The following is an 18,903-nucleotide window of genomic DNA, read 5'->3' as shown; positions in this document are numbered from 1 at the left end:
CTTCTTACAAAAAAGATTGCAGAACTATGGCAAAATTAATTTTAATGAGGCATGGAGATTATGTTTGGCATAATAAAAATGTCTTTACCGGTTGGTTTGATGTACCCTTGTCTTCAACTGGTATTATTGAGGCGTTAAAAACAGGGGCAAAAACATCCGAAATTAAGTTTGATATTGTGGTCACATCGATGCAAATCAGAGCAATAGAAGCTGCAATGATTGCCCTTACGCAGAACAAAAGCAAAAAAATGCCCGTTTTGATCTCCGAGAATAAAAAGATAGACGATTGGATAATCTCCAATAGCAAGTCGATGGAGGAAAGCATCATTCCTGTTTTTCGGAACTGGCATCTTAATGAACAATGCGAATTACCAACCAGGGACAAAACCGTAGTGTCTGGAGAATATGGTATTGAATACCTTAATAAATGGTGTTATTGCTATGACCAACCATTAGAGAATGTTGAATGTATGAGAGATACTGCTAAACGTGTCATTCCTTTCTTCAGAAAAAAGATAATCCCTCAGTTGGAAAAAGATAAGAATGTTCTTATTTCCGCTCACAACAATAGTCTGCGTCTCATAGTCATGGTTATTGAAAATCACACAGAAAAAGAAATATATGATTTAGAAATACCTGCAGATAGCCCTTTTATTTACGAAATGGCAAACGGAAAAATAATGAAGAAATAGAAACGATAATAAAACCTCAAAAAGAAAAAAATGGAAACATTAAAATTTTATACTTTACTATTCTGTCTGGTTGTTGTAACAACAAATATTCAGGCGCAAACGCTTAACGGACGTGAAATTATCCAAAAAGTAAAAGACCGGCCGGATGGCGACACCCGGTCGTCGGAAATGACCATGCAACTCATTAACAAACGGGGAAGTATTCGTGAACGTAAAGTTATTTCATATTCGATGGATTTTGGTAGAAATATGAAAGACCGCAAAACCCTGATGTTTTTCCGGTATCCCGGCGATGTAAAAGGTACTGGGTTTCTCACATGGGATTACGATGAAATCGGGAAAGACGACGACAAATGGCTTTACCTGCCTGCCATGAAAAAAACGCGCAGAATAAGTGGTTCGTCGGCCAAAAAGGATTATTTTATGGGCACCGATTTTACATACGACGACATGGGAAGTCGTAATGTTGACGAGGATGACCATAAATTACTGCAGGAAGAGAATCTTGACGGATACATATGCTGGGTTGTGGAATCAACTTCAAAAGACAGCCGCGATATTTATTCAAAAAAGGTCTCCTGGATACGAAAGGATTGCCTTATTGCCATGAAAGTAGAGTATTATGATAAAAATAAAAAACTTCACCGTGAACTCAAAATGTCGGATATTGAAAAAGCAGATGGATTCTGGCTGGCAAAAAAAATGGACATGAAAAATGTACAAACCAACCACCAGACTATAATATTAATTGAAGATCCAAAATACAATATCCCGATTGACGAGAATTCGTTTACCGTAGTAAATTTGGAAAAAGGAAGTATTTAACCATAAATTCTATCATAATGGACCTGACTATTTCATTTTTTAATCTGTGGTTTTTTGTGGTGATGGGCTATGTAATTATTTGGGCATACATGCCGGTAGTTAACAAAAAAAGGGGGAAACCTATCGAAGATCCTGAATTATATAACTATGCCAACAGGAGACAGATGGTGTGTACCTGGTATATTTCATTGTTTGGTCAAATTTTAACCGCTCTGTTTATTCCTGTTCAAAATGGAATATTATTTATTATTGGAAGTGTCTTGAGCATAATTGGTGTGGCACTAAATTTTATAGCAATGTCAACTTTCTTCGATTCACCCGGGAAGCTGAACACAAAAGGAATTTATCAATTCTCTCGAAATCCGATGTATGTTGGTGGATTTTTGTTCATCCTGGGATTGTGCATTATGGGATGGAATGTTTCTGTTCCTTATGGATTATTTTTTGTGATTTTTATTTACTGGATTATCACCACACATCGTACGGTTAAAAAAGAAGAAATTTTCCTCACTCATAAATATGGGAAAGAATACGAAAATTTCAAGAAAAATATCCCAAGGTATATCGGATTTAAAAGATTGTAATTATGAAAAATAGAATTCTGTTTTTGTTGATATACTATTTTCCAATTTTCTCTTTTGCCCAGGACGATAATTTGCAATTTCGTTTCAGCGGTTTTGCAGATACTTATCACGCTGTTCGGAGCCGGGAGCCTTATAATTTTATGAGTTCACGTAGCCGGTTGCGTACTGAACTTGATATAACCAAAGGCAAATCGTATATGTTCGCATCGCTCAATTCGGTTTATAATAGTTTGGTTGAAAGCGAACCCAAGATTGAACTGCGCGAAGCGTTTTTTCAATACACTACCAACAATTGGGATTTTAAAGTGGGCAAACAAATCGTGATCTGGGGCGTTGCCGATGGTTTGCGCATTACAGATATTATTTCGCCTATGGATTACAGTGAATTCCTTGCCCGCGATTATGATGATATCCGAATCCCAGTAAATGCATTTCGTCTCATGTACATAAAGCCTAATTATAATTTTGAATTGGTGTTTGTACCTGTTTCTGAGTTTTTTGTTCTCCCGGTCAAAGAAGAAAATCCCTGGTCAATCACCCACTCATTTGAAACGCCTTATCAGGTCGATATGGATAATACCCCAGCTCAAAACCTTAAAAACAGTGAATTTGGTAGCCGCTTTTCGTTCTATCTGAGCAGAATTGATTTCTCTGTATCAGCACTGCATACCTGGAATAAAATGCCGGTGTTTAATTATGGGTATTCGCAAAACGGCGATACACTTTTGCTTGATGAAAACTACTCCCGGATGGATATGTTGGGAATTGATTTTTCGTTGCCTGTCAGCAAATTTGTAATCAGGGGAGAAGTTGCTCAGTATTTCAGAGAACTCCAGGAAATCAACAATAATCGATTCATTAAAAAGAATACAACCAACATTTTACTGGGAGTTGACTGGTACGCAGGGAACGATTGGACGTTGATGGCACAATACTATCATAAACTGATTAACAACTATGAAAAATCGATGACAAACGATAAGAATACAGCTTATACCACCCTTAGTATTTCCAAAAAAATATTTCGAAGTACCTTAAACTTGGAATCGTATTCCTATGTCGATTTAATTAATAAGGCTTCTTTTACACGCTTTTCATGTGATTATTCTGTCACCGACCAAATTCATTTTATGGCCGGATATGACTGGTTTAATGGTGACAACGGCATGTTTTCGTATTACAAAGACAACTCAGAATATTGGGTAAAGGCGAAGTTTAGTTTTTAAGCTTATTAAATATAAGCTAAAAAGGCTCCTCGTAAAACAATGGCTAATATATCACGGGCATATTATTATAAATCATTTTTGTCTGGCAAAACTGTAATTTCAATTCTGTTTTGAAATATTGATTTTGAATTTTTATACTTTCATTTTTCAAAAGTGAGAAGTCACGAAGGACTTCCAAAACTTCCTGTCATAAACCGTCTATTCCTTTTCTTTTTGAAAATTTTCCGAAAAATGTTTAATGTGGCGTTTACGGGTTTGAATCTATGATAGCATGATTGCGAGTGCATGACAAAATCAAAAGGGAATTATTTGTTAATACAACGTTTAAACGTTCTAGATAATCCGGTTCACCCCCTGCCACCGATTCCGATGAAATGCTGCCAGTGATTCCGGCCAAATGCTGCCACTTTTTAGGCTGCTGGATTTGGGCTGGCTGCGGCGCGAAACTATTCCGAAGTAAACACTGCCAAAATTTGGCACTGGTTCCGGAATAAACACTGCCATTTTAATCATTTTCCGGTTTCAATTTGTACTTCGCTGGTAAAAAATAAAACCAGAGAAGCTATGGCTGCATTGCAAATTGACATTATGAAAGTAAAACAGTTACTATTATTAAAGACCCGGAAGGTTTCGAACCGTAAGATAGCCGGGGAAATTGGGGTTGACCGCAATACGGTAAACCACTACGTAAAAAAGTTAAAATCAAGCGGGCACAGTTTCAGCACCTTGCTAAATTTTGAAGAGGCAGAGCTTCAAAAACTTTTCCCCTCTAAGGAAGCCCTCGATCAGGACCGCTATGCCACGCTTCACGGCTTGTTTCCGGGTTTTGTAAACGAGATGAAGAAGCCCGGGTGTACACGGCAGCATTTGTGGCGCAGGTACAAACAAGAGCACATCGATCATTACAGCTACTCACAGTTTTGCCAGTTGTTCAGCGACTGGCTTGAAAGCAAAAAGGCCAGCGGCAAACTTACCCATAAAGCCGGGGAAAAATTATTTATCGATTATGCCGGGAAAAAACTTCAAATTGTTGACCGCTCTACCGGGGAAATACGCGAAGTAGAGGTTTTTGTGGGCATCCTTCCGGCCAGTTCGTATACTTATGTAGAAGCAAGTTATGATCAATCGCGCGAATCGCTTGTAAGATCAGTTGGCAACTGCCTTAACTTTTTTGGCGGTGTGCCCCAGGCCATCGTCCCCGACAATTTAAAATCAGCAGTTACCAAATCCTCAAAATACGAACCGGTAATCAATAAAACATTCCGCGATATGGGACATTATTACGGATGCGTAATCAACCCCACCCGTTCGTATTCCCCACAGGACAAAGCCCTTGTAGAAGGGGCTGTAAAACTGGTCTACCAACGTATTTATTACGAGATATCGAACATGACCTTTTTCAGCCTGGAAGAACTGAACAAACAAATCCGCTTTTTACTTGAAGGCTACAACAGTTACAAACTGCAAACAACAGGCATAAGCCGTTTTAAACAGTTTGTGGAAATTGAAAAAGGGCAACTGTCCCCCTTACCTGCCGAGCCTTATAAAATAAAACATTACAACCGGGCAAAGGTGCAAAAGATGGGCTATGTTTACCTGAGCAGTGAAAAGAACTATTACAGTGTCCCGTACCGTTACATTGGCAGGCATGTCGAGGTGCAGCACAATATCGATACAGTAGAGATTTATTACAATAAAAAGCGCATTGCCACACATGCCAAAAGCCACCGCAGGGGAAACTACGCCACAGTTAAAGACCACCTCTCAAGCACTCACCGGTATTACCAGTCGTGGAACAGGGACTTTTTTGTAAAAAAGGCTGCTGAAATTGGGATGGAAACAACAACTTATGTAGCCAAACTAATCGACCAGCAAACTTATCCTGAAGTTGCCTTTAAACGCTCCCAGGGCATAATTGCATTAAAAAATAAATACCCACGCCAACGTATCGAAGCTGCATGTAAAAAAGCCCTTGACTACGACATTTGTTCGTACCGTATTATTGAAAACATATTAAAAAACCACACCGACACAGATCCCGGGCAGGAACAAATAAAACACGAAATAAAACCACACGAAAACCTTCGTAGTGCTGCAAATTATAAATAAAAACAACGATTATGAACAACAATGCAACCATCGAAAAAATGAGACAAATGCGCCTTTCGGGGATGGCCGAAACTTATTACAATAGCATACAAAGCGCAAATTATCACGATTATACCACCGACCAGTACATTGCCATGCTGGTAGACCAGGAATGGGAATATCGGCAGGAGAGAAAAATAACAGGGCTTGTGGCCAAAGCTAAATTTAAACAACAGGTATCAATCCTCGATATTGATTACAACCACCCGCGCAACCTGGACCGTAACTTGTTTGAACGCCTGGTTTCCCTCGATTTTATCCGCCGTAACGAAAACATTATTATTACCGGGCCAACCGGTTGTGGCAAAAGTTATCTGGCACAGGCACTTGGTATGCACGCCTGCCAAATGACATATAAAACATCGTATTTTAATACAGCCAGACTAATGGAGCAGGTAAAACTTTCCAAGCTTCAGGGGGATTACCTTGTTTTGCTTAAAAAGATACAAAACACCCAACTGCTGATACTCGATGACTTTGGCCTAACTGCAATCGACCAAATGCAGCGGCAGGCCTTACTCGACATTGTGGAACACAAATACGATAATGCTTCAATTATTTTTACATCACAAATACCGGTAAAAGAGTGGCATGGATTAATTGCTGAACACACCATTGCTGATGCAATACTGGACAGGATTGTTTACTCCTCCCACCGCATAGAATTAAACGGACAATCAATGAGAAAAATGAAACTAAAAAAATAAATATCTTAGCCGTTGAAACCGAAAATTGACTGGCAGGGTATCGCCGGAATCATTGGCAGGGTATCATCGGAATATCGAGAAAACCATGAGTTGGAGTAACTTTTACATAAAAAATTAGATCCTTGTCCTTATTTAGAAGAAATGGATTTGATTTCAATTTAATTTAAGTGGGGCTCATAATTTGATTTTCTCTCTTGCCTGAGATGTTAAATAATATCCACCTGTTTTTTTCGCCCCGGTATGTTCTACCATATTTAATTTTCGCAATGTAGTTATATGTCGTTCTGTGGATGGAATGGAACGATTTATATGGGCTGCGATATCATCAGCATTACATCCCTGCTGATTGAAAACGAACAAAACAATCTTAATTAATAACTGTCTTGTGATATCAGTTACGGGTTTTATTATTCCATCATTTATTCCATCATTTATTCCATCATTTATTCCATCATTTATTCCATCATTTTCAGCTTTATCCTTCTTTTTAATCAAAGTATTACTACCTGTAACTTTATAACTTCCGGCCTCTGCTTTTAAAATGTATATTTTAGGAATAGAAATAATTGTTTTGAAAATATCGCCTTCATCAAAAACAGGAGCGGTTTTCCCGAACATTTTCCCGTATTTAAAAACATTTCTTACACCTGATCCTAACTCTTCAGCTCTTCCTATTTGTTTGAAAACTTCCAATATGTTAGGATTTTTGGGATGAGTATAGAAATTTACAGGATCAATTAATCCAAAACCATATGGTTTATTCCAGTTTTCAATGGTCACTTTTTCTCCTTCTATAATAAATTTTGCCGGGAATGAATTCAAATATTCCCTGTGAATTAATGTATTGGCAACAACTTCCCTAAAAATAGTATCCCGTAAACTGATTCGCTGGTCCTTTTCCAGATAAAAAGGATCAGGAAGATGTTTCCGGACAAAATCCATCAGTAAATCATAACTTTCTATGAGGTTTGTTCTGACTTCCACTCTGTCATCATAACGATCAGTACTAGAAACACGCAACAAGGCGTCAGTTTTATATGCAGGCACTATACTCTGAATTACACTATCTTCTCCAAAAAGCAATGCTGCAGCAAGTGTATAACCTTCTTCCCCAGTTTTAAAATCTTTTCTATAAAGCTTTGCGCTTCTTAGTAACTCTTCATCACTCATGCTTCCCCAAGGATGGTCAGGACGTTGAACAAGTGCCAACTTTCTTACCCTTGTAATCAGATCAGGGCGAAAATCTGAAAAAGCCAGATATTTGTATATAGTTGTTTCGGAGAAAGTATTACTTTTTTTCAGATACAGGTGTTCTATTAAATTGTGGTTGCCCGAAATGTTAAAATCACCATCACCATTCCGGTCAAAAATTTTTCCTGCAGTGGAATGTACTTGTGAGCTTTCAGGAATTTGCAGATAAATTATTTTCTTCTTGTCAATATCGATGACTTTTGGAGTGAGATAGAATGTGGGCGACAACTTTTGCGAGTTATTCAGATTAGTAACAAGATTATCTAGAATTACAGCAACCTTGTCCTCTTCAATACCTTCAATAACACCATTATCATTCACACCCAAAAATAAATGACCTCCTTTGCAATTCAGAAAAGCACAAATACTCTCAAAAGTATTTTTATTAAGTTTAGTTCTCGAAGCTTTAAATTCGACTGTAATACCTTCACCTTTCTTTAATATTTGACGTATCTGCTCAATCATTCAGTAAAAATAAAAATCAATTTAGGATATTTAGATTGTTTTAAAGTCATTCTAGAACTCAGTTTATTTTTTGTGAAATAAAAAAAATGTCGAACACAGTGTAAATCAGAAACTTTTCCCTGTACCGATAAGAGATAATTGTTAAAATAAGTGCTGCAGATCCTATCGATAATAAAAACAATTCTCCCTGAAGATTTCCAAAAATAAACAGCCGAATTATAATAACAGCACAAAATAATATTAAAGGGAATATTGTAGCTCGTGACAATCTCAATAACCCCCAGTGATAACTTACCATTTTTGATGTTTGTTCGGAATAAATACCACAATAATTCCTAGCTGCTGTATAAATTTCTTTTAGTTGATCTTTTTTTAGTTCTGTAACTTGTGTAGGTACTAGTTTTTCTAACAACTCTTTACGATTTTTTTCAAGTTCTGTTAATTCTTTAATTCTAGTTTGTTTTCTTGATTTACTTTTTTTTAAAATTAGAATAAACTTCTTTACAAAATTGGCTTCCTTCGTAACTTCATTATTAGTTTCGTCAGTTGACTCCTTGTCATTCTCAGTTGTTTCTTCGCTAACCAGTAATCCAAGTTTTCTGCTAATCATTCTGATTCTATATCCTGAAAGAAATTCTCGAATGATCTTATTACTTAAAGCATTAACAACAGTTCCCAAATAATATGAAATCAGACCACCAATGAATACAAAAAAAATCAGTTTACTAGAAGAATCAGAGTTGAATAAATCTAATAGCTCATTTGCTTTTGATGGATCGATTACACCAAAAGGTAACAATATAGAAACAAGTGTAATTAATCCTGAAAAGAAAAATTCTACTAATAGTTGAAAGTTGAATGGCATAGCTTACAGGTTTAAGTTGTTTTGAAATCTTTGATAAGAATCCTTTACCGTATTTGAACATCATTACCACTAGCGCCAAGCCAGGAAGTAAATATATTTATGAATGTTGTGAGAACATTACATAAAGATTTAAAAATTAGTTTGTATAAAGATAATATTTTATTTGACGAATTTGACTAATGTTTTATTCCCATGTTCAATCTACAATCGAATCATTCATTTTTTTTCTTTATGAGCAGAATAATGGTATAATGTCAAGATTGTGTTGGTAAATGCCATCTTTAAATTAGATTTTGGTGTTTAATGTTGGCCTTTCCTTTCGATAATTTTATTAATCGTTCCATTTTGCTTTTTTAAAAAAGCAAAAATACAAAACGTTAATTGTAAAAAGCATTTTCTTATTGTAGTTTTTAGAAGAAACAAAACGGCCTTTACCACCATTACAATGGTATTGGTTATCTTACTTTCATGGGGTGGCAATATTTGGCAATTGAAAATAATAATCAACTAAAGGATAACGACTTAAAATGCCGCTATATAAAAATGAAAGGAAAAGCGAGCTCACAGGATTTACTCCGATTGGAGACGATTTTTAATTATAACAGAAACAAAGATAGTGTTTCTGTTATCCGGAGCAGGTTGAAAATTATGAACGGTTAGTTAAGGAGCAAGCTGAGAAAATTGAAAAGAATACTATTGAATTAAAATGAAATAAAGAAAGTCTTACCATTTTGTGTTGTAAAAAAGCAGAAGTGAAGATAAATAATCATAATTGAATTTGATACTCCGCAATAATGCCACAATATAAAAAAATGCTAAATTGGAAAAAACGAAATGATATGAATATTATCAAATTTGTAGAAGATTTTCCAGATGAAAATAGCTGTAAGGAGCATTTTAAAGGCGTTCGGGAGTCACAGGGCATCCTATGCAAGAAATGTGGTTGCACCAAACATTATTGGTTAAAAGCTAAATGGCAGTGGCAATGTTCTGAATGCCGGTTCCGGACAACCTTGCGAAGCGGGACAATGATGGAAAATGCGAATCTGCCCCTTCGGAAATGGTATTTAGCTATGGCTTTTATGAGTTTTACAAAGAAAGGCATATCTGCCACAGAGATGCAGAGACAACTTGGGCACAGCCGATACGAATCGGTTTGGTCAATGATGCATAAGATTCGTCAGGCAATGGGCAAAAGGGATGGCCTTTATGAGCTGGCAGGCATGCTTGAGTTTGATGAAGGTTATTTTGAAACAGAGACCTGCGAAAAGGACCGGAAAAATCTAAAACGTGGCCGAGGGAGTCAAAGACAGGTAAATGTTGCAGTAATGGCTGAATCAATTCCACTGGAAGATATTGAGACTGGTCAACAAGGAAAACAATGCAGGTACTTTAAAATGAAAGTCTTAGAAAGCCATAATTCAGAAGAAATTAACCATATAATAAAAGAAAATATCAACGATAAAGGTATCGTATTCAGTGACAAGAGTACAAGTTACTTTGACATTGCAGATTTTGTTGAAATCCATATAACAGAAAAATCAACCAAAGAAACAACTGCAAATACATTGCGCTGGGCACATATTGCAATAAGCAATGCAAAACGTACTCTTTTAGGTATTTACCATAAAATAAAGGGTAAATATTTACAGCCTTATCTTGACGAATTTTGTTATTAAGCTGAACCGAAGATATTTTGGTGATAGGCTTTTCGACAGGTTAAACCATTGCTGTGGCTTCGAATTACTGGTATTATAACGGATAAGCAATATTAAAAAAAGAATGTTTATGCAATTTTGAGGTTTAATATTTTAATTATTAAATTTAAGCGATTATAAGATTTAAATCATCTAGTTCGTATCATAAGTTGTTAATTGGTTATTCGTTCTTTAGATTATTGTAAAATAAAGCTACTGAAGCTACTTTTGTAAGTATTCTTACAGAAAGCTCAATAAGAGTCTTTGCATAATTGTGTTTAAGTATAAATTGGTCGCGGAGTTGAGAAAATTATGTTTCGATTCTTATTTTTACCTTTTTGGATACATGAGGATACAAAGAAAAAGCTTTTTTTAATATGCTCTCATTGGTGTTTCCAGCCTCACATTAAAAGAAAAAAGATAAATTTAATTGCTGCGATCTGGACAAGGAGCCTTTCTTGTCTATAAGAATGCAATTGTTTAACCCAGAATGTTTTACCTGAGATGAGTAATGAACATCATGAACGCTTGCTTTTGATAGAACCATACTGTGAAAACACCACTTGCAGAGGTGCATAAATGAAGTTTGTATCCATAATGATAGGATTTGTTTACTGCAGAGTATCCTTTACTGGGTGCCGTTTCAAAGTTTTCTTTACAAATTTTGCTTCTTTGTTCGCGGGTATTTTTACGAACCGGGATGGGGATTGAATTAACCAGGTAGCATTTTCTCCTTTATTAAGAAACCCAGCAACATCCTTAATTAGTTTCGATATAGCAATATAAACGTCTTCTTCTTTGGTTAAAATTACTTCGGTCATTTTGTTTGGGAAAATCATCTACATGTTCGTTTTTGATTTTTGCCCTGAAGAAACCTTTACAACCAATTCCGAGTGATTCGCTGGTAATTGCGAATGCAATAGTTTGAAAATAAGATAATTTCGGTTTTCTTTGATAAGCAATGGAATTATCGTAAGATATCAATGTCATTTTTGAAAACCGATTCGGTTATAAAAAAGAATTTATCGAAATGTGATTTTAAGATATGCATAACGGAAGTATTTTGGCAAGGGGTTATGTATGTAAATAATTGAATATTATATATTAATGGATTTTTTAACAAATCAGATCGTACAAAAAGTTTAAATTCGTAATCTATGGCTACTGAACTAAATAAGAAACTTATTAAATTGCTTAAAAAGGGAGATATAACAGCCTTTGATACAATTTATAATAAATATTGCCCGAAATTGCATCAATTTGTATTTATGTACTTAAAACAGGATGAAGATGCAGAGGAGATTGTTCAAGAAGTATTTTTAAAAATTTGGGCCTCAAGAGCCAAAATTGATGTTTTCTCTTCATTTGAATCATTTCTCTTTACAATAGCTTACAACGAAACAATGAGTTTATTGCGAAAAAGAGTAAGTGATAGAAAGTCAAAGGAATATTTGAAATCTCTACAGCAAATCGATAACGCTGATCAGATAATTGATGAAATACAGTTTAACGAATTAAACAAAAGGATAGAGAATTTATTAAACCAATTAACACCGCGCCAGAAAGAGATTTATTTATTGAGCCGGAAGGATGGACTCACACATATAGAAATTGCTCAAAAATTACATATTTCTGAAAGTACTGTAAATAATCACCTTGTAAAAAGTTTAAAATTCTTGCAAAATCATATCGGAAGTAGTCTGACAATCAACCTCTTATTCGTCTGTTTATTTCTTTCGTAAAAAATAATGCACTTTTGAATAGTTATTGTCCTTTTTTCATGCGTAATAGTATTAAACCTGATTGAAAATATAGCATTGATTTCATAGGGTTTGTTTAGTTAGATAGAGTACCTCCCGTTATAGGGAGGTGCATTACTTAACAATAAATATGAATAAAGAAATCCTTAATAAATATTTAAATAACATATGTTCGGATGAAGAATTCGAAGAAATTGTCAGATGGATTAAGTTACAATCTCGAAGTAAAGAGGGAAGAAGTTGGAGTTTCGAGCAATGGAAGAAATTTGTACCCGAATTAAAAGAGACTGAGAAGAAAAAGTACAATACTTTACTTGATAAAATTCACCATGAAATAAACCTCAGAAACAATAAAGGGAAAAGAGAAAGATTTTTTCAACTGTCTGTTTATGAATGGCTAAGAAATGCCGCTGCCATTCTCTTTATTCCTTTGCTTATTGTATTTTTTTATTTCCACTCAGATTATAAATTTGAAAAGCACGAATTCAGTGAAGTAAAGATTGATACGGTAGAAATTATCGCTCCTATTGGGTCAAGAGCGGTCTTGCAATTGTCTGATGGAACGGAAGTTAACTTGAATTACGGAAGTAAAATCAGATATCCCAGAAACTTTATAGGTGATACGCGGGAAATTACATTGTCAGGGGAAGGATATTTTAATGTGGCCCATGATTCGGATAAACCATTTATTGTAAAGACTAAAAAAATGAATGTAATTGCCTTGGGGACAGAATTTAATGTAATGGCCTATCCAGACGAAGATTTAGTTAGTTCAACCCTTGTTGAAGGGAAAGTGATGATTGAAAAAATGATTCAATGTGGCAAAATCGAAACGATTGGTGTTATGGTTCCGGGACAGCATCTAACCTGTAATTTAAAAACGGGTAAGATTAAATCAAGCAAAGGTAATATCGACAAATACTTGGCATGGAAAGATGATAAACTGGTATTTGATAACGAGCCTATAACCGGTGTGGTAAAAAAGCTTAGCCGGAAGTTTAACGTTGATATTGAATTAGCTGACGATGTCAAGAAATATACTTATACAGTAACATTCGAGAATGATCCCCTGTACCTGATTCTTGATTTAATGACGCAAATTACGCCAATAAAGTATACCATTTTCCCAAGAAACAAACAGAAAGATGGCACATATTCAAAACAAAAAATAAGAATTGAAAAGCAAGAATGAGAGTATAACATAACTAAAATGAATAATTTATGACGAAAACTTACTTAATCTAAACTAAAAAGTACAGGGAAATGGACCAACACTTCCCTGTCAATTAAAAAAAATCCCGGCAGTATTGTGCCGGGCAATTTCTAATCTTAACAGTACAAAAGTATGAAAAAAAATGTATTTTTTTTGCGGGAATGGAAAATTCCCGGATTGCAAAAAGTATTGAGAATTATGAAACTAACTACCTTTTTTATTTTGCTTTCTGTAATCACTGCGTTTGCTGGAAAATCCTATTCGCAAACCAAAAGTTTGAATATTAAAATGAATAGTAGCACGGTGAAAGAAGTGCTTAAAAACATTGAGAATCAAAGCGAATTTGTTTTTATGTACAGCGAAATACTTATTGACGTTAACCGTGAAGTATCAATTGAAATCAGAAACAAAAAAATCGGTCAGGTTCTTAATGTGTTGTTTGAAGGCACAAATGTGATTTATAAGGTAAAGGATCGTTTCGTTTTACTTACAACGACTGAATTTGATGGAAATGAATTATTTGGCCAGCAACAAAAATCGGTTTCCGGAATTGTTAACGATAAAGATGGGCAACCTTTGCCTGGAGTAACTGTTGTTGTTAAAGGTACGACACAAGGTACAGTTACAAACGCAACCGGTAAATATACCCTCAACGGAATCCCTGATAACTCAACCCTTGTTTTTTCATTTGTTGGCATGCAGGCACTGGAAGTGGAAGTTGGCGGCCAACCTGTTATTAATGTATCGATGAATGAAGAAACCATTGGATTAGAGGAAGTTGTTGCAATTGGTTATGGTATTCAAAAAAAGGAATCACTCACCGGAGCAATTTCAGGTATTCAAGCTGATGAAATTGAGGCAGTAAAAGCCTCAACGGTCAGTGCTACACTCTCAGGCCAGATACCTGGAGTTTCATTTCGCCAATCTGATGGTAGGCCTGGGTCGACTGCCAGTGTCCAAATCCGTAATTTTGGAGACCCTCTTGTGATAATTGATGGTGTTGAAAAAGACCTGGGAACTTTTAATAATATTTCACCCAATGATATCGAAAGCATGTCTGTGCTAAAAGATGCCTCAGCAGCTATTTATGGGTTGCGTGCCGCCGGCGGCGTTATTATTGTTACAACCAAAAGGGGAGCAAAAAATACGGCTAACAAAATTAATGTAACTCTTTTCCAGGGATTTCAGGATTGGATGCGAAAACCCCAAAGTGTAAATGCTTATGAGTGGATGAGAGGTAAAGTTAGAGCTGAGATGAATGCTGTTAATCCAAGTACATCGATTACTCAGGAAGAATTAAGCAAGTGGGAACAAGGAACGGAATACGGATATCAAAGTTTTGATTGGGTTGATTTTATTATAGAACCATGGGCTCCGCAAACTTCTGCGAATATAAACATGTCGGGAGGGTCAGATAAAATTAATTACTATACCTCTATATCTCATTTTAGAGAAACTTCTGTTTTTGGGAGAGAGAATAAGTTTTATCGGACAAACATCCAGCAGAACATTGATGTTCAGATTACCGATAGATTATCTTTGGGAACAACCATTAATGGACGAATTGAAGTTACCGATCATGTAGGGGTACCGTGGGGAGACGACTATATTATGCCGCAAAGAGCTTTATACCGCTCACGTCCGACAGAACGCCCATATGCTAATGATAATCCCGATTATATCAATAATATTGGACATAACGAAAATAACTGGGCTTTATTTACCAAGGATATATCTGGTTATAGTACTGATAAATGGAGAGTATTTCAATCGAATTTTGATTTAAAATACGACTTGCCCATTGATGGACTTAAGCTTAAAGCAACCTATTCGTATTATATGGCTGATGAGTTGTTTAACGAGCATGAATACACCTATGAAACCTTTACTTACGATCCTCAATCAGAAGAATATAACATGACTTTTTCGATGACAAATCCATGGAGAAGAAGAGAACACCAGAAAGTATTGGAAAACGTAGCTCAATTCAATCTTAATTATAATAAACAATTTGGAGATCATAATATTCAAGCCACTTTTGTAAATGAGTATACTGCCAGACATATTGTATATACAAGATATAATTCCACTCCCGGAACCAATGCTTTATTGTTAATGTATGATGAGGATTTGAAGTGGTTTTATGATGAGGATTACGAAGAAGCTCGTATCGGTTATGTAGGACGGTTTAATTATAGCTTCGGAAGAAGATTTTATTTCGAAGCCGTCGGTCGTTATGATGGGTCATGGAAATTTGCTCCAGACAAACGTTGGGGATTTTTTCCATCGGTTTCAGCCGGCTGGCGTATTACTGAAGAAAATTTCATGGAAGATATAGCCGATGGCATTGGATTGGATTTAAAAATTCGTGGATCTTATGGTGTTGTTGGAGATGATGCAGTTGGTATAGGTGCATACGATTATTTGACAGGATACAATTATGCTCAATCGACTGTAATTATTGATGATGTAGCAGTTTCGGGCTCCCGCGATAAAGGTGTCCCCGTAACAAATATATCCTGGTTTGAAAACAGAATATTTGATATCGGAATCGATTATTCACTTTTCAATAATAAAGTGAGTGGAGCAATTGATTATTTTAATAGAAAAAGAACAGGCTTGCTAGGAGAGAAATATGATATATTGGTTCCGAGTGAACTTGGATACTCGCTTCCTGATGAGAACGTTAACAGCGATGCTGTTTTGGGTATGGATGGTTCTGTTGTTTACAACGGGAAAGCTGGTGATTTATCATTTTCACTGGGGCTGAATGCGACTTTAGCTCGCTCTAGAAACCTTGAAACCTATAAACCCCGTTTTGGAAGTTCGTGGGATTATTACCGAAATTCAACAGAAAATCGTTGGGACGGCATTACCTGGGGCTATGAAGTAGAAGGTCAATTCCAGTCGATGGACGAAATCAGAAATTACGATGTTGATATTGATGGAGTAGGAAATACTACGCTTCTTCCAGGTGATTTAATTTATAAGGATGTAAACAATGATGGTGTTATAAATTCATACGACGTTAGACCAATTGGATATCAGGGTGGTGCTCAGCCAATCCTTAGTTTAGGGTTTATTAATAATTTTAAATATAAAAATTTCGACCTTCAGCTTAACCTTGCAACAGGTTCAGGCTATTCTTTTGTTATTTCCAATTGGAACAGGGTACCGTATTATTCCACCGGAACATTATTGGAAAGATTTTACAATGATAGCTGGTATCGGGAAGATCCGTACGATGTAAACAGCGAATGGCATTCCGGAACTTACCCTGCGCTGCGTTATAATGCCACAAGTCACAGCAATTATAACAAGACTTCAACATTTTGGTTGGTTAATGTATGGTACTTACGGGCTCGTACTATCGAATTGGGATATAGTTTACCCGAATCTATTTTAGAAAAAATAAGGTTTGACAAACTAAGGGTGTTCGTAAATGCATATAACCTTTTCTCGATTGACAATATGAGTAAATACGATCTCGATCCTGAAGTTTCCAGCATAGATAACCAAAGTTATCCGCAACATCGTACTATTAAAATTGGTGTAGACTTAACATTTTAATTCATAAAAAGGTAGAAAATGAAAAGAATATTAACTATTATAATTGTGTTTCTTGTTCTGTATGGATGTAATGAAGATTTTCTGGACAGGGAGCCAACAACCATACTTACCGAAGACGTTGTATGGCAAGACAAGAGTTTAGTTTATTCAGTGCTAGTTGATCTTTATGGTAGAATCCCTGTTTTTCAAAGTATTGATGGAGACTATACTGACTTCGTAGAGATGAACAATGCATTTTGTTCACAACCTGACTTTTACAGTCAGTTTCAAAATACAACATATGCTTACGATCGATGGAATACATGGAATTATAGTCTTTTGAGAGAAGTAAACCTGTTTATTCAGAAAGCTACTGAAGCTGATGCTTTGGAAGAATCTAGTAGAAAAGAGTATCTGGCAGAAGCAAGATTTATCAGGGGATGGATTTATTTTGATATGGTTAAACGTATGGGAGGTGTTCCTTTAATTACTGAACCTCTTACTTACGATTTTAGTGGTGATCCCACCTATTTGCAATATGCACGCGCCAAGGAATATGAAGTTTATGATTTTATTATTTCTGAAATGGACGCGATTAAAGGTGATTTGCCTGTAGATATCACAAGAAGGGGGAGAGCTACAAATGGTGCTGCAATTGCTCTAAAAAGCCGTGCAGCCTTATATGCGGGTTCAATTGCACGTTATGGTGCCAATACTCCTAGCGTCTCTCTCTCAGGAAATGAGGTAGGAATACCGGCTTCAATGGCAGAAGGTTATTACGAAAAGGCCTTGGCAGCATCGAAGGAACTCATTACAGCTGGTGATTATGCATTGTATACTAAATTATTAGGAACAGATCCATCTGATAACTTTGCCAAAGTATTTTTGGATGAAAGTAATAATCCTGAAATAATCTTTGCCGAAGAATACAAGGCTGCAGCTGGGAAAGACAATGGTTGGGTGGTTCGAAATCAACCATGGTCCCTATCAGAGGAAGTGGAAGGAGGAGATTTAAACCCATCGTTAAATTTGGTGCAATCGTTTGAGAAATTGGACAACACGTTTGAGAAATTTCAAACGACTGATGCAGACGGGAATTATATTTATTACGACAATATAACCGATATTTTTGCGAATAGGGATGCCCGTCTTCAAGGAACTGTAATTGTGCCAGGCTCAAAATTCAAGGGAGCAGAAGTGGATATCTTTGCCGGCTGGTACATTAAAGCAACCAACTCTTTTTTGTCGGGAGATACATATGGTCAGTATAAATTGCTCCCCGGAGAGACTGTTGAAACGCAAATTGTTGGCTTTGACGGACCAATTGATGGCTTGGAATTTACGGCACAAACAGGATTCTATATGAGAAAATTTATGGATGTAACAGTGGGATCAGGCCAACGTGGAACTAGGGGAGGCAGTGACCAGATTTTGATTAGATATGCTGAAGTTATTCTGAATGCTGCAGAAGCTGCTTTTGAATTGAATCAAAAGGATGTTGCAGCTACTTATTTAAACATGGTTCGCAGCCGAGCTGGATTTACTATTCCGCTTACTGCAAATGACATGACCTTCGACCGAATTGTGAATGAAAGAAAAGTTGAATTAGCATTCGAAGGCCATTGGGTATTTGACCTTAAACGTTGGAGAATTGCTCATATCTTGTATGATGGAGTAAAAAGCGAATTGGCATCACCAGGTGTTATTACTGAAGAAACATGGACCCGTCCTTTTTCGTTATGGCCATACAAAGTACATGATCCGAATGGAGAAATGGATGGAAAATATATTTTCAGGGAAGTTCTTCTTGATAATGTTACGAATGGGGACAATTTTAGAATGGGAAACTACTATTCTAAAATTTCGGATGATGTTCTTAGTAACAATCCAAAAATTATTCAAAATCCTAACCAACAATAGA

At 36.1% G+C, this 18,903-nt stretch carries 14 protein-coding genes and 1 pseudogene; 11 read left to right on the top strand and 4 right to left on the bottom strand.

The features are described 5' to 3' along the window. The first annotated feature begins 26 nt into the window (after window positions 1–26). Genes GM418_RS29160 through GM418_RS29145 form a run of 4 tightly spaced genes read left to right on the top strand, consistent with a single transcriptional unit; the run spans window position 27 to window position 3,327 of the window. Window positions 27–692 carry a histidine phosphatase family protein gene (locus GM418_RS29160; RefSeq protein WP_158871613.1) on the top strand — a complete coding sequence of 222 codons (666 nt, stop codon included), beginning with the start codon at window positions 27–29 and terminating at the stop codon, window positions 690–692. A gap of 30 nt (window positions 693–722) precedes the next feature. Further along, complete coding sequence (locus GM418_RS29155) at window positions 723–1,517, top strand: outer membrane lipoprotein-sorting protein (RefSeq protein ID WP_158871611.1); 795 nt, start codon at window positions 723–725, stop codon at window positions 1,515–1,517. A gap of 17 nt (window positions 1,518–1,534) precedes the next feature. Further along, window positions 1,535–2,101 carry a methyltransferase family protein gene (locus tag GM418_RS29150; RefSeq protein WP_158871609.1) on the top strand — a complete coding sequence of 189 codons (567 nt, stop codon included), beginning with the start codon at window positions 1,535–1,537 and terminating at the stop codon, window positions 2,099–2,101. Window positions 2,102–2,103: 2 nt separating this feature from the next. Next, the gene (locus GM418_RS29145; RefSeq protein ID WP_158871607.1) at window positions 2,104–3,327 is read left to right on the top strand and encodes a DUF1302 family protein; all 1,224 of its coding nucleotides are present in this window, start codon (window positions 2,104–2,106) and stop codon (window positions 3,325–3,327) included. Between the two features lie 333 nt (window positions 3,328–3,660). On the opposite strand, the gene GM418_RS29140 is transcribed toward GM418_RS29145, so the two are convergent. Beyond that, the gene (locus GM418_RS29140; protein WP_158871605.1) at window positions 3,661–3,831 is read right to left on the bottom strand and encodes a hypothetical protein; all 171 of its coding nucleotides are present in this window, start codon (window positions 3,829–3,831) and stop codon (window positions 3,661–3,663) included. A 60-nt stretch (window positions 3,832–3,891) separates the two neighbouring features. On the opposite strand from GM418_RS29140, the gene istA reads away from it, so the two are divergent. Together istA and istB are read left to right on the top strand one after the other, a co-directional pair. Further along, window positions 3,892–5,436 carry an IS21 family transposase gene (gene istA, locus GM418_RS29135; RefSeq protein WP_158871603.1) on the top strand — a complete coding sequence of 515 codons (1,545 nt, stop codon included), beginning with the start codon at window positions 3,892–3,894 and terminating at the stop codon, window positions 5,434–5,436. Window positions 5,437–5,447: 11 nt separating this feature from the next. Beyond that, window positions 5,448–6,182 (top strand): IS21-like element helper ATPase IstB, encoded by a 735-nt coding sequence (gene istB, locus GM418_RS29130; protein WP_158871601.1) that lies wholly within the window; start codon window positions 5,448–5,450, stop codon window positions 6,180–6,182. A 174-nt stretch (window positions 6,183–6,356) separates the two neighbouring features. Here the strand turns inward: istB and GM418_RS29125 are convergent, their stop codons facing one another. Next, the gene (locus GM418_RS29125; RefSeq protein WP_158871599.1) at window positions 6,357–7,898 is read right to left on the bottom strand and encodes an RNA-binding domain-containing protein; all 1,542 of its coding nucleotides are present in this window, start codon (window positions 7,896–7,898) and stop codon (window positions 6,357–6,359) included. 58 nt (window positions 7,899–7,956) lie between these two features. Next, window positions 7,957–8,763 carry a hypothetical protein gene (locus tag GM418_RS29120; RefSeq protein ID WP_158871597.1) on the bottom strand — a complete coding sequence of 269 codons (807 nt, stop codon included), beginning with the start codon at window positions 8,761–8,763 and terminating at the stop codon, window positions 7,957–7,959. 839 nt (window positions 8,764–9,602) lie between these two features. On the opposite strand from GM418_RS29120, the pseudogene GM418_RS29115 reads away from it, so the two are divergent. Next, a pseudogene (locus tag GM418_RS29115) lies at window positions 9,603–10,528 on the top strand (IS1595 family transposase). Between the two features lie 691 nt (window positions 10,529–11,219). On the opposite strand, the gene GM418_RS29110 reads toward GM418_RS29115, so the two are convergent. Further along, complete coding sequence (locus GM418_RS29110) at window positions 11,220–11,450, bottom strand: hypothetical protein (RefSeq protein ID WP_158871593.1); 231 nt, start codon at window positions 11,448–11,450, stop codon at window positions 11,220–11,222. Window positions 11,451–11,617: 167 nt separating this feature from the next. Between GM418_RS29110 and GM418_RS29105 the strand changes: the two genes are divergently transcribed. The 4 genes from GM418_RS29105 (at window position 11,618) to GM418_RS29090 (ending at window position 18,902) form a co-directional block, all read left to right on the top strand. Continuing rightward, window positions 11,618–12,202, top strand: a complete 585-nt coding sequence (locus GM418_RS29105) for an RNA polymerase sigma factor (protein ID WP_158871591.1) — start codon at window positions 11,618–11,620, stop codon at window positions 12,200–12,202. A 148-nt stretch (window positions 12,203–12,350) separates the two neighbouring features. Beyond that, the gene (locus tag GM418_RS29100) at window positions 12,351–13,412 is read left to right on the top strand and encodes a FecR family protein (protein WP_158871589.1); all 1,062 of its coding nucleotides are present in this window, start codon (window positions 12,351–12,353) and stop codon (window positions 13,410–13,412) included. Between the two features lie 153 nt (window positions 13,413–13,565). Beyond that, on the top strand, window positions 13,566–17,003 hold the full coding sequence (locus GM418_RS29095; RefSeq protein ID WP_158871587.1) for a TonB-dependent receptor: 3,438 nt from the start codon (window positions 13,566–13,568) through the stop codon (window positions 17,001–17,003). Window positions 17,004–17,021: 18 nt separating this feature from the next. Then, the gene (locus tag GM418_RS29090) at window positions 17,022–18,902 is read left to right on the top strand and encodes a RagB/SusD family nutrient uptake outer membrane protein (RefSeq protein ID WP_158871585.1); all 1,881 of its coding nucleotides are present in this window, start codon (window positions 17,022–17,024) and stop codon (window positions 18,900–18,902) included. The last annotated feature ends 1 nt before the right edge of the window (window position 18,903 follow it).

Origin of the sequence: Maribellus comscasis (genome assembly GCF_009762775.1) — a bacterium.
In the GTDB taxonomy this organism is placed as follows: domain Bacteria; phylum Bacteroidota; class Bacteroidia; order Bacteroidales; family Prolixibacteraceae; genus Draconibacterium; species Draconibacterium comscasis.
This window is presented reverse-complemented; position numbering and strand designations above follow the sequence as displayed.